Source organism: Pseudomonas meliae, from assembly GCF_001400515.1.
GTDB lineage: Bacteria > Pseudomonadota > Gammaproteobacteria > Pseudomonadales > Pseudomonadaceae > Aquipseudomonas > Aquipseudomonas amygdali.
The window spans coordinates 1-13,271 of record NZ_LJQT01000446.1 but is presented as its reverse complement, the minus strand read 5'-3'; the positions used below and the strand labels follow the sequence as shown (position 1 = coordinate 13,271).

Sequence of the window (13,271 nt, the reverse complement as noted above, 5' to 3'; positions counted from 1 at the left end):
AGTCTTTTTCAGAGTTTCCTTAGCCAAAACACAAGTTCCCCGGCATAATCCATCGCCAACGCCTGATGCGGTCAATAATTGATCGAACAGGGTTTGTACAAAAATCAATCAAACCACCATTTTCGTACACACCTTGGGGGGACTTCGTACAGTGAAGCGGATGGCAACTATCCTTGCGCCCTGTACGAACCATAACGCCAAAGGTCCATAACCCAAAAACTGGCTGTCGGACATTAAACGCGAGTTGCTGACAAAAGCCTTGAGAAATCATTCATGAATAAGCTGTGTTTATTAGGTTTGCTGGTCGGGATGGCCAGTCAGTCGGTGATGGCCCAAAGCGCCGCCGCCACGGACAATACAACGCTTCAAGCCAAGAATGCCTTCATCGGCAAACTCATGAAACAAATGACCCTGGACGAAAAGATCGGCCAGTTGCGTTTGATCAGCATCAGCGCCGACATGCCACAGCCGCAAATTCTCAAGGAAATTGCTGCCGGAAGAATCGGCGGCACGTTCAACTCCGTTACCCGTTCGGAAAATCGTCCGCTGCAGGAAGCTGCTGTCGCCAAAAGCCGTCTGAAAATTCCGATGTTTTTTGCCTACGACGTGGTTCACGGTCATCGTACGATTTTCCCGATCAGCCTGGGCATGGCCGCCAGCTGGGACATGGACGCCGTCGCACTGATGGGCCGGGTTTCGGCTAAAGAGGCAAGTGCTGACAGTATCGACATGACATTCGCGCCCATGGTCGATATTTCCCGCGATCCACGCTGGGGCCGCAGCTCCGAAGGCTTTGGCGAGGACACCTACCTGGTGTCACGCATTTCCGATGTGATGGTCCGGTCTTTCCAGGGCAAGAACATCGCAGCCAATGACAGCATCATGGCTGCCGTCAAGCACTTCGCTCTGTATGGCGCGGTCGAAGGCGGACGCGACTACAACACCGTGGACATGAGCATGACGCGCATGTATCAGGACTACCTGCCGCCCTACAAGGCTGGCATCGATGCAGGAGCTGGCGGCGTGATGGTTGCGCTCAACTCGATCAATGGTGTCCCGTCGACCGCCAACAAATGGCTGATGCAGGATCTGCTGCGCAAGGACTGGGGCTTCAAGGGCGTGACCATCAGCGACCATGGCGCGATCAAGGAACTGATCGACCACGGCGTGGCCAAGGACTTTCGCGAGGCCGCCAAGCTGGCGATCAAGGCTGGCGTCGATCTGAGCATGAACGACGTGGCCTATGGCGAGCAGTTGCCCGGGCTGGTCAAGGACGGCGAGGTTTCCATGAAGGAAATCGACAGCGCCGTGCGTGAGGTACTTGGGGCAAAATACGACATGGGCCTGTTCGCCGCCCCTTACGGCCGAATCGGCGTCGCTGCCGATGACCCGGCAGACACCTATTCCGACGACCGCCTGCACCGTGCCGAGGCTCGCGATGTTGCGCGCAAGACACTGGTGCTGCTGAAGAACCAGAACGACACGCTGCCGTTGAAGAAACAAGGCACCATCGCGGTTATTGGTGGATTGGCTCAAAGCCACCTCGACATGCTCGGCAGCTGGTCGGCAGCGGGCCGTGCCAATCAGTCGGTCACTGTGTATGAAGGACTGGCCAACGCGGTCGGCGACAAGGCCAAACTGGTTTACGCCCGTGGTGCCAACGTCAGTGACAACGAGCACATCCTCAACTATCTGAACTTCATCGAGAAGGAAGTCGAGGTCGACCCGCGTCCAGCGCAGGAAATGATCGACGAAGCGGTCAAGGTCGCCGAGCAGGCTGATGTGATTGTTGCCGTGGTAGGCGAGTCGCGCGGTATGTCCCATGAGTCGGCCAGCCGCAGCAGCCTGAACATTCCGGGCAAGCAGCGTGACCTGATCAAGGCACTCAAGGCCACGGGTAAACCACTGGTGCTGGTATTGATGAATGGCCGTCCCCTGGTACTGGTCGACGAGCAGGAACAGGCCGATGCCATGCTCGAAACCTGGTTCCCGGGCACTGAAGGTGGCAACGCGGTGGCGGATGTACTGTTCGGCGACTACAACCCGTCGGGCAAGCTGGCCATGTCGTTCCCGCGCTCGATCGGTCAACTGCCGGTCTACTATGCACACTTGAATACCGGCCGTCCGTATCATGAAGACAAGCCGGGCAACTATACCTCGCACTATTTCGAGGAGCCCAATGGCCCGCTGTTTCCGTTCGGTTACGGTCTGAGCTATACGCAGTTCGACGTCTCGGACATCAAGCTGTCTGACGCCAGCATGACGCGCAAAGGCAAGCTCACTGCCAGCGTAACCGTGAAAAACACCGGCAAGGTTGCAGGCGCGACCGTGGTGCAGTTGTATCTGCATGATGTGGCTGCGTCGATCAGTCGCCCGGTGAAAGAACTGAAGAACTTCGAAAAAGTGATGCTTGAGCCTGGCGAGGAAAAAGTCGTTAACTTCACGCTCAGTGAAAACGACCTCAAGTTCTACAATAGCGAGCTCAAGTACGCTGCGGAACCTGGTGAATTCAAGGTCATGATCGGCCTGGACTCGCAGACCGTGAAAGAAGCGACCTTCAATTTGTTGTAACGCTCGTCCATGGCGCGTTCGCAGGCATTGATCTGCAAACGCGCCAGCGGAGTCCGATCAGGTCGCAACATGACGCTCAAGCATCGTTACTGGCGCATTACCCTGTACATGCTGCTGATTATGGCCGGTGCGGTGCTGTGCGCCGGGCTTGCGATGCATCAGGCCCAGCGTCACGCGCTATCAGAAGATGCGGTGCGTGCCGAAGGGCAACTGGCACTGTATGCCAATACCCTGCATACCCTGATCGAACGTTATCGCGCCCTGCCCTCTGTTCTGGCACTGGACCCGGGGATACGTGCGGCGTTGAGCGGTCCGGTAGCCGCTGACGTGCAGAACGCGCTCAATCTCAAGCTGGAAAAAATCAACAATACGGCGCATTCATCGACGCTTGAATTGCTCGACCTGCACGGTCTGGCAATCAGCGCGAGCAATTGGCGCGCACCCAACAGCTATGTCGGCCACAACTACGGCTTTCGCCCCTACTTTCTGCAAACACGGGCTCAGGGTACCGGGCGCTTTTACGCGGTCGGTGTGACCACCGGAATCCCTGGGTACTTCTTGTCCAGTGCGGTGGTGAACGATACGGGTGCCTTCATCGGTGCGATGGTCGTGAAGCTGGAGTTTCCAGACCTTGAGCAGGAGTGGGGCCAAGGTGACGACCTGCTATTGGTCAGCGACGAAAAAGGCATCGTTTTCATTGCCAATCAATCGGGCTGGCGCTATCGGGAACTGCTGCCTATTTCTGTAGAGGACCGTGCCGACCTGCTGCGCACTCGCCAATACGACAAGAAGGTACTTTCCCCGCTGCGCAGTCGGGTCATGGACAGCTTCGGCAAAAACAGTCATTTGAGCCGTGTAGAAGGCCCGGATGGCACCACGGATTATCTCTGGCAGTCGCTGCCGCTGCCCGATGAAAACTGGACCTTGCACCTGTTGCGCAAGCCACCTACGTCCAGCGAGGACATTCGCAATGCGGGCCTCGCCGCAGCGGGTATCTGGCTGGCACTGGTATTTCTGGCGCTGTTTCTCTATCAGCGCTGGCGACTGGCGCGATTACGGGAGCGCAACCGGGACGAACTGGAGCGTCTGGTGCAGGAGCGCACCCGTGATCTGCAAACCGCGCAGGACGGTCTGGTGCAGTCGGCCAAACTAGCGGCACTGGGGCAGATGTCGGCAGCGCTGGCCCACGAAATCAACCAGCCGCTGACTGCCCAGCGCATGCAACTGGCGACCGTGCGACTGCTGCTGGATCAGGGCCGAATCGATGAAGCCTGCAAAGCGCTGGTTCCAGTCGATCAACAACTGACACGTATGGCCGCCTTGACCAGCCACCTGAAGACCTTTGCCCGCAAGAGCCCCAGCGGTTTGCGCGAAAGACTGGACCTGGCCACGGTAGTCGATCAGGCCTTGCTGTTGCTCGACCCGCGCCTGCGCGAGGAGCACATCGACTGCGTGCTGCATCTTTCACGTCCCGCCTGGGTGCGTGGCGATGCCATACGTCTGGAGCAGGTGCTGATAAATCTGCTGCGCAATGCGCTCGATGCCATGCGCGAGTGCCCGTCCAGACGCCTTGACGTGCGTATCGACGCCATCGACAAACAATGGCGGCTCAGCGTCAAAGACAACGGAACGGGGATCGCCGGAGAAAACCTGGCCAGTATTTTCGATCCGTTTTTCACCACCAAACCTGTGGGCGATGGTCTGGGCCTTGGTCTGGCCGTGTCCTACGCCATCATTCACGAACTGGGCGGGCAACTGACGGCGCAAAATCATGCCGAAGGTGCTGTGTTCTGGTTCAGCCTGCCCAATGACTTTCTGGAGACCTGACCCGACATGTTGAACGCGGTCATCGTGGTAGACGACGAGGCTCCCATTCGGCAAGCCGTCGAGCAATGGCTGACGCTGTCGGGGTTTGAGGTGCAAGTCTTCGCCCGTGCCGAGGAGTGCCTGGCAAAACTGCCGGAACATTTCCCCGGTGTGGTGCTGACCGACGTACGCATGCCGGGCATGAGTGGTCTGGAACTGCTAAGCCGCCTGCAAGGCATGGACCCGGACCTGCCGGTCATCCTGCTGACCGGCCATGGTGATGTGCCAATGGCTGTAGAGGCGATGCGCGAAGGTGCCTATGATTTTCTGGAAAAGCCCTTCAGCCCTGAAACGCTGATCAGCAACCTGCGGCGCGCGCTGGAGAAACGCCAACTGGTGCTGGAAAACCGCCGTCTGCATGAACAGGCCGATGCCAGAACCCGACTGGACGCCACGCTGCTCGGCGTGTCGCCCAGCCTGCAGACCTTGCGCCGCCAGGTGCTTGAGCTCGCGCAACTGCCGGTCAATGTAATCATTCGGGGGGAAACCGGCAGTGGCAAGGAATTGGTCGCTCGCTGCCTGCACGACTTCGGGCCGCGCGCCGGCAAACCTTTTGTCGCGCTTAATTGCGCGGCCATCCCGGAACATCTGTTCGAAGCCGAGTTGTTCGGGCACGAAAGCGGCGCGTTTACCGGTGCACAGGGCAAACGTATCGGCAGACTGGAGTATGCCGACGGCGGCACCGTGTTTCTTGACGAAATAGAGAGCATGCCCATGGCGCAACAGGTCAAGCTGCTACGCGTTCTGCAAGACAAGCGCCTTGAACGGTTGGGCTCGAATCAGAGTATTGATGTCAACTTGCGGATCATTGCTGCGACCAAACCGGACCTGCTTGAAGAGGCCCGCGCCGGGCGCTTCCGTGAAGATCTGGCCTATCGCCTGAACGTTGCCGAGCTGCGCCTGCCGCCGTTGCGCGAACGCCTTGAAGACATCGCGCAACTGTTCAGCCACTTCGCCCGAGCCGCCGCCGAGCGTATGGGCCGCGAATCGCCCGCCCTGAGCGCCGCACGCCTGAGTCAGTTGCTCAGCCATGACTGGCCTGGCAACGTACGCGAGCTGGCCAATGCGGCTGAGCGGCAGGCGCTGGGCCTGGAACTCACCTCGCCGCAGCCCGATACTCAATTGCAGGGACACTCTCTGGCAGCACGCCAGGAAGCCTTCGAAGCACAATGCCTGCGCGCTTCGCTGGCCCGTCACAAAGGTGATATCAAGGCTGTGCTCAACGAGCTGCAACTGCCGCGACGGACGCTGAACGAGAAAATGCAGCGCCATGCTCTGGTACGGGAAATGTTCATGAACTGATGGCTGCGCACATCCTGTATGGCTTCTTCCGGCGATAACCGAACATTTCCCGCGCTGCCGGGTCTGCATACTGTCCCGGCTATGTAAGGCCGTGATGGCTGGATAGTTTCAAGGCATAATGACATCATTCCCGCCTAGCTATTCAAGCTCACATTGGCAGTCCGAAAGTTGGGGCATTTTCTACCGTGAATACTCCCCTCGACCTCCCACTGGGAGGCGGCGATATGGGCCGGCTTATCCGAGAGACAGACTGGTCGACGTCTGCGCTGGGACCGAAGCAAGCATGGCCTGCAGCGTTACTGTCATCAATGAACCTGATGCTCAGTTGCCCTGACAGCATGTACCTGCTTTGGGGGGCGGACTTTGTCCTGTTCTTCAATGACGCCTATTCCCAGGTTTTGCCCGTTGCAGCAGAGCAGGCACAAGGACAACCCATTGCCTCGGTGTGGGGTGATGCCTGGGAGGCCGTGCGCCCACTGGCTGAGCAGGCGCTTGGTGGACACAGCCGCCGGTCTGACGATATTCAGCGCACCATTGTGCGCAACGGCAGGCCCGAGCAAACCTGGTGGTCCCTTTCCTATTCGCCGCTCTACGGCGATAACGGCCTGATCGAGGGCGTGTTCTGCCGGGTCAATGAAACCACCTCCCAAGTCATTGCCCAGGTCCGGCAAAATGAAAACGAAGCGTTTACCGACCGTGTTCTGTCGAGCATCAATGATTGCATCAAGGTGCTGGACCTCGATTCGCGCCTGACCTTCATGAGCGAAGGCGGCCAGCAGATCATGGAAGTCAGCGATTTCAATGCGATTCGCGGCTGCCCCTGGCCCGATTTCTGGCAGGACCAAGGCAATCTGGACGCCATCGCGGCTGTCGAAGCGGCCCGCGCGGGTCAGAACGCCAGTTTCATGGGATCGGCGAAAACTCTGACGGGCACAGTCAAGTGGTGGCATGTGCAAGTCAGCCCGATTTTCGGCAAGGACGGCAAGCCGGAGAAAATCCTGTGTGTGTCCCGTGACATGACCCAGCTCCGAGACGCTGAACAAGCGCTGATGTCTCTCAACGAAACGCTCGAGCAGCGCGTGATTGAGCGCACCCGTGATCGTGATCGCATCTGGCGCCTGTCGACTGACCTGATGCTGGTGGCGCAGTTCGACGGCATTATCTCGGCAGTCAATCCGGCCTGGACTCAAGCTCTCGGCTGGTCGGCAGAACAACTGCTCGACAGCCAGTTCCTGGGGCTGGTGCACCCCGAAAACGTGGACAGTACGCTGGCCGCCATGAGCGGACTGGAAAATGGCCAGACCATTCCTCACTTCAAGAATCGCTATCGCCACCTGGATGGTTCGTACCGGACCATCTCGTGGACTGCCGTACCGGACAAACAATTCATCCATGCCGTCGGCCGTGACATTCAGGCCGAAGAAGAAGCCAATGAAGCGTTGCGGCTGTCCCAGGACGCCTTGCATCAAGCGCAGAAACTGGAGGCTATCGGCCAACTCACTGGCGGTGTGGCGCACGACTTCAATAACCTGTTGACGGTGATCCGCTCCTGCAGCGACCTGTTGAAGGCACCTAACCTTGAAGAGCATCGCCGTGTGAAGTACGTCGAGGCGATTTCCAGTACGGTAGACCGGGCGGCTCGCTTGACCGGTCAGTTGCTGGCCTTTGCCCGCCGTCAGGCCTTGCAGCCGGAAGTGTTCGATGTCTGCAAGAGCGTAGCGCGTATTGGCGAGATGATGGATACGCTCACCGGCGCACGCATTCAGGTGAACATCGACCTGCCTGCCGAGCCGTGCTTTATCTTCGCCGATGGCAGCCAGTTCGACACTGCGCTGGTCAACATGGTGGTTAACGCCCGCGATGCAATGTCGGGCGCAGGCCGACTCAGCATAAAAGTTGAATGCGCTGCCTGCCCCACTGCCGATCAGCCCGCCTCACTCAGCGATGGCGATTATGTGACGGTGTCGCTGACCGATCCCGGCGCGGGTATCGCCAAAGAAAAACTGGGCCTGATCTTTGAACCGTTCTACACCACCAAAAGCGTGGGACAGGGTACAGGGCTGGGGTTGTCGCAGGTATTCGGCTTCGCCAAACAATCGGGCGGCGAAGTGCTGGTTGAAAGCGAACTGGGCAGAGGCAGCTGCTTCACGCTGTGCCTGCCGAGTGCAAAAAATCACGAAGTCGTCGCGCAAGACAAGCATTACGCGCCCATCGCGTTGCCCGGTCTGTGCGTTTTGATGGTCGAGGACAATCAGGACATCGGCACTTTTACCCGACCGATGCTTGAGCAGCTTGGCTTTCAGGTGCTATGGGTCAAAAGTGCCGCCGAAGCGCTGCATGAATTGTCCGGTAACCCGGAAAACTTTCATGTGGTGTTCTCGGATATCGCGATGCCCGGCATGAGCGGGCTGGAACTGTCTGCCGAAATCGAGGCGTGTTACCCCTGGATGCCGGTCGTCCTCACCACCGGTTACAGCACTGAATTTGCGACGATCGCCAAGGACGAGGCACACCGCTTCGACCTGTTGCAAAAGCCCTATTCCAGAGAAGATCTGGCGGCGATCCTGCACAGGGCGGTGAGCCGTACCGGGGAACAATAATCCCGCAAAGGCATCCTGAGGCAGGACGCAACCAGGTATTCCCGACGCATAAAACGAAGACAACACCGGTTGCCTTGATTCAGAATCACGCAAAACATTGCAACAATCCTTGAGCAGGGAGCATTTTTGAGATGATCGTCGGTATTGACCTGGGCACCACCAACAGCCTGGTGGCTGTCTGGCGCGACGGCAGCAGCGAGCTGGTTACCAATGCGTTGGGAGAGACGCTGACTCCAAGCGTTGTCGGACTGGATGACGAAGGGCAGATTCTGGTCGGCAAGGCGGCGCGCGAACGTCTGCAAACTCACCCGGAAAAAACCACGGCGCTATTCAAACGTTATATGGGCAGCGCTCAGGAGATTCGCCTGGGATCTGCCACCTATCGTCCGGAAGAGTTGTCCTCGCTGGTACTCAAGAGTCTTAAAGCCGACGTCGAGCGCGCGTTTGGCGAGCCTGTCACCGAGGCGGTGATCAGCGTTCCGGCGTACTTCAGTGACGCTCAGCGTAAAGCAACGCGCATTGCCGGTGAGCTGGCCGGCCTCAAGGTCGAGAAGCTCATCAACGAGCCGACAGCAGCAGCCCTGGCCTATGGACTTCATCAGAAGGAAGGCGAAACCTCGTTTCTGGTCTTCGACCTGGGTGGCGGCACGTTCGACATCTCGATCCTCGAACTCTTCGACGGCGTGATGGAAGTGCGTGCCAGCGCGGGCGACAACTTTCTGGGGGGTGAAGATTTTGACCGCCTGCTGGTCGAGCACTTTCTGACCCTGCACCGAGATGAGCAGGACTTCCCCGGCAAGGAACTGGTAACGCCTTCGCTACGACGTGAAGCCGAGCGCGTGCGCAAGGCGCTGGGCCAGGAAAACAGTGTCGATTTCGTGCTGCGCCATGCCGACCGCGAATGGCGCAAGACAATCACGCAAGAGCAGATGAATGATCTGTTTGCGCCTCTGCTGGCCCGCCTGCGCGCGCCTATCGAGCGAGCCTTGCGCGATGCGAAAATTCGCGTCGCAGATCTGGACGAAATCCTGCTGGTGGGCGGCACTACACGTATGCCGCTGATCCGCAAACTGGCCGCGGGGATGTTCGGCCGTTTTCCGGCCATCACACTCAACCCGGATGAGGTTGTCGCGCAGGGTGCTGCAATTCAGGCAGCACTCAAACAGCGCGATGCGGCGCTGGAAGAAGTCGTTTTGACCGACGTGTGCCCCTACACCCTGGGTATCGAAACCACACAATACGTGTTCAACGGCTATCAGTCCGGGCATTACCTTCCGATCATCGAACGCAACAGCGTGGTACCGGTCAGCCGGGTGCGTACCGTAAACACGGTTGCCGATAATCAGGAGCACGTTCTGCTGCGGATTTTTCAAGGTGAAAGCCGCCTGGTCAAAGACAACATCGCGCTGGGCGAGCTGAATATTCCCGTGCCGAAAGCCAAGGCTGGCGAGGTCGAACTGGACGTGCGTTTCACATACGACAACAACGGCCTGCTGGAGGCCGACGTGCGGATCCAGATGACCGGCGAAAATCACAAGCTGGTTATCGAGAACAACCCCGGAGTCATGACACCCGCCGAAATCCGTGAACGACTCAAGGTGCTGGAAGCACTCAAGGTTCATCCTCGCGAACAACAGGTCAACACTCACCTGACAGCACGTCTGGAACGGCTCTATCAGGAGTATCTGGGCGAGGCACGTGAAACCATCGGAGTCTGGGCTGCACAATTCCAGCGCGTGCTGGAAACCCAGGATGACCGGCAGATCAATGAACTGCGCAAACAGCTTGAACAGGAAGCAGACCGTTTCGAACGAGGTGAATGGTGACGGCAATGGATTGCTGGAGCGTACTGGATCTGGGCCATGATGCCGACGAGCGCAGCATCAAGCGCCAATACGCCAGGCTGTTGAAAACCACGCGTCCCGACGACAACCCGGCTGCCTTTCAGGCGCTGCGCGATGCTTACGAGCAGGCGCTGGACTGGGCAAGAAATCGTGCCGAAGACGATGATGAGGGCAGTGACGTCTGGTCAAATGCTGGCCAGCCCCTCGAATCGCTGCCCCTTGATGAGCCTGTATTGGTAGTCCGACCGGACCATCGACAGGTACACCCGGCATTCGACATGGCCGAGCCTCCTGCCCGACCGGCAGTAGAGTTGAGCTGGTATGAGCAAGCCAGTCAGACCACACCGGAAAACCTGCACTCACAACGTCAGATAGCCCAGGATCAAGGCTGCGATGAGCTCTTCCAGCAACATCTGGCCCGGCGTTGCCTGCTGGACCCGGAGGACAATCAGGCGCTGATCAAGGCCGCCGTCGAACAACTGCATTGGCTGACACCCTGGCAAAAGGTACAGCTCAGGACTCATCAGGCGCATCGGCTGACTCAGGCACTGCTGGACAGCTCGCTTGAGTCATTTCATGCCATGCTCGAAAACAACGAGGAACGTGCCTTTCTCGATACGCTCAAGGCACTCCGGCAGCAGCCATGGCTGACATCATTTGATCGCCAGGAGCAACTTGAACAGTGGACCATGACACTGCTGCTCAACAACCATGACTGGTCCCCTGCCCTGTTCGAACGCGTGAGCAGCCTTTTTGCCTGGGATCAGAAACATGACGTGTATGCAGGGCCGCTTTCCCTGTGGATGAATCTGGTCCAGCGTTGTGAAAAGAAGGCATTCGTCGCACGTCAGCAGAAACTGCTCGAAGCCTCACAAGACAGTCCCGAGACCATGGCTGCGCGTCTTCTTCTGCAACCACCACCCCAGGATGAAAGGCTGCGACTGGCAAGGCACGGTAATCAAGAGCTGTGGCAAGCCTGCGAAAAACTGGCGTCCGACCTCACTCACCGATTCCCGGATGCCATACAAGAATTCCCGGACGCCGACGTACAATCCTGGCGTAAATTGCCTGAGCAGGTGTCATCCAATATCAATCTCAGGGCCTATTTTTTCGGCGTATTGACGATCTTCACGACGGCATCACTGGACCCTTCCGGCAGCAACGCCACTTGGTACGAAATAGCTGGCCTTGCGCTGACCGCGCCGATTTTCCTCTTGCTTGTCATCCATATATTCATGTCGTTCTGGCGCCCTTTCGCTGAGCGTATCAAGCCGGTGGATACGCGCTGGAGTGCGCGCTTGCTGCCCGATTACCTGAGCTGGCCCGGTTATCAGGCGCTGGCGCTGCGCCACGGTATTCCGATCGTCACGCTAGGCTATTCTGTGTACAGAAAGGGCCCGTACTGGCAGCGCTGTATGGCGCTGTCCTGCTGCTATGGATCGTGCTGTCGCCCTACCGGATTTCAGGTTTTCAGGACGCCATCTCCATCAGAACCGGAGGCTGGGATAGCGTAAAAGCCTTCTGCGTCAGAAATACCTTCAAGGCAATCATGATCGTTCTGGGTCTGATGCTCGCTTTCGTCGTGGGCGTGATTGTGTTCGGGCCGGCACGCGGTCACTAACCTCGCTTGAGCACCCATCGGCAAGAATCCGCTTATCTATTTTGTACAGATAAGCGGATTCTCGCTCATCAAAATCTCGCAACCGCTCTAGAACAAGCTCTCATGGTGTGGCACAGCTCCTGCTATGTCACAGGCAGGGCAGCCAATGCCTCCTTCCAAAAATAATGAAAAACAAGGAACACCATGGAAACTTCCAATCCCGCCTCCCGTGGGTCGGCTGCTACTGCTGCCGGCCAAAAAACCACTTCAAGCCGTTTAAAATCCATTTTCAGCGGCTCGGTCGGTAACATGGTCGAGTGGTACGACTGGTACGTCTACGCCGCTTTCTCGCTGTACTTCGCCAAAGCGTTCTTCCCCAAGGGCGACACCACCGCACAGTTACTCAACACGGCCGCGATTTTTGCCGTCGGCTTTCTGATGCGGCCTATCGGTGGCTGGCTGATGGGGCTTTACGCTGACTACAAGGGGCGCAAGGCTGCGCTGATGGCATCGGTGCTGCTGATGTGTTTCGGCTCGCTGATCATTGCCCTGACCCCGGGCTATGAGAGCATCGGCGTCGGTGCCCCGATCCTGCTGGTGTTCGCCCGACTACTGCAGGGCCTGTCTGTCGGGGGTGAATATGGCACCTCGGCTACCTACCTCAGCGAAATGGCCACCAAGGAACGTCGCGGCTTCTTTTCCAGCTTCCAGTACGTCACGCTGATTTCCGGCCAACTCATCGCGCTGGGCGTGTTGATCGTGCTGCAGCAGACGCTGACCACCGAGCAACTGTATGCCTGGGGCTGGCGTATCCCGTTTGTCATCGGTGCCCTGTGTGCAGTCGTCGCGCTGTTTCTGCGTCGTGGCATGGAAGAAACCGAGTCGTTCACCCGCAAGAAAAAGGAAAAGGCCAAGGAAAGCCTGATGCGCACATTGATGCGTCATCCCAAGGAACTGATGACCGTAGTCGGTCTGACGATGGGCGGGACCCTGGCTTTCTATACCTACACCACGTATATGCAGAAGTATCTGGTCAACACCGTCGGCATGAGCATCACCGACTCGACCTCGATATCAGCCGCGACGCTGTTTCTGTTCATGCTGTTGCAGCCGGTGATTGGCGCCCTGTCCGACAAGGTCGGGCGGCGTCCGATCCTGATTGCGTTTGGCGTACTGGGAACGCTGTGTACCGTACCGATCCTGACCACGCTGCATACCATTCAGACCTGGTGGGGCGCGTTCTTCCTGATCATGGCGGCGCTGATCATCGTCAGCGGTTACACATCGATCAACGCAGTGGTCAAGGCCGAGCTGTTTCCGACCGAGATCCGTGCGCTGGGTGTCGGCCTGCCGTATGCACTGACGGTGTCGATTTTCGGTGGTACTGCGGAATACATCGCACTGTGGTTCAAGAGCATCGGCATGGAAACCGGCTACTACTGGTACGTAACCGCTTGCATCGCCTGTTCGGAGACTGTCAGAAATTTT

At 58.1% G+C, this 13,271-nt stretch carries 6 protein-coding genes and 1 pseudogene; all 7 read left to right on the top strand.

What is annotated here, in order from left to right:
- The first annotated feature begins 273 nt into the window (after window positions 1-273).
- Entirely contained in the window at window positions 274-2,571 is a 2,298-nt protein-coding gene (gene bglX, locus ALO64_RS20560; protein ID WP_005753826.1) for a beta-glucosidase BglX, read from the top strand.
- Between the two features lie 69 nt (window positions 2,572-2,640).
- Complete coding sequence (locus ALO64_RS20555; protein ID WP_044345068.1) at window positions 2,641-4,398, top strand: ATP-binding protein; 1,758 nt, start codon at window positions 2,641-2,643, stop codon at window positions 4,396-4,398.
- Window positions 4,399-4,404: 6 nt separating this feature from the next.
- Window positions 4,405-5,739: a sigma-54-dependent transcriptional regulator gene (locus ALO64_RS20550; protein WP_044345066.1), complete on the top strand. Its 1,335-nt coding sequence runs from the start codon at window positions 4,405-4,407 to the stop codon at window positions 5,737-5,739.
- Window positions 5,740-5,963: 224 nt separating this feature from the next.
- Window positions 5,964-8,339 (top strand): PAS domain-containing protein, encoded by a 2,376-nt coding sequence (locus ALO64_RS20545; protein WP_082303471.1) that lies wholly within the window; start codon window positions 5,964-5,966, stop codon window positions 8,337-8,339.
- Between the two features lie 131 nt (window positions 8,340-8,470).
- Complete coding sequence (locus ALO64_RS20540; protein WP_005733487.1) at window positions 8,471-10,165, top strand: molecular chaperone HscC; 1,695 nt, start codon at window positions 8,471-8,473, stop codon at window positions 10,163-10,165.
- 5 nt (window positions 10,166-10,170) lie between these two features.
- A pseudogene (locus ALO64_RS20535) lies at window positions 10,171-11,804 on the top strand (J domain-containing protein).
- A gap of 183 nt (window positions 11,805-11,987) precedes the next feature.
- Window positions 11,988-13,271, top strand: a 1,284-nt coding sequence (locus ALO64_RS20530; protein ID WP_054991789.1) for an MFS transporter, incomplete at its 3' end; no start/stop codon positions are given.

Excerpts from the sequence above, each read along its gene's own strand:
- ALO64_RS20540 (WP_005733487.1), top strand. The coding sequence starts at position 8,471 with ATGATCGTCGGTATTGACCTGGGCACCACCAACAGCCTGGTGGCTGTC.
- bglX (WP_005753826.1), top strand. The coding sequence starts at position 274 with ATGAATAAGCTGTGTTTATTAGGTTTGCTGGTCGGGATGGCCAGTCAG.
- ALO64_RS20545 (WP_082303471.1), top strand. The coding sequence starts at position 5,964 with ATGGGCCGGCTTATCCGAGAGACAGACTGGTCGACGTCTGCGCTGGGA.
- ALO64_RS20555 (WP_044345068.1), top strand. The coding sequence starts at position 2,641 with ATGACGCTCAAGCATCGTTACTGGCGCATTACCCTGTACATGCTGCTG.
- ALO64_RS20550 (WP_044345066.1), top strand. The coding sequence starts at position 4,405 with ATGTTGAACGCGGTCATCGTGGTAGACGACGAGGCTCCCATTCGGCAA.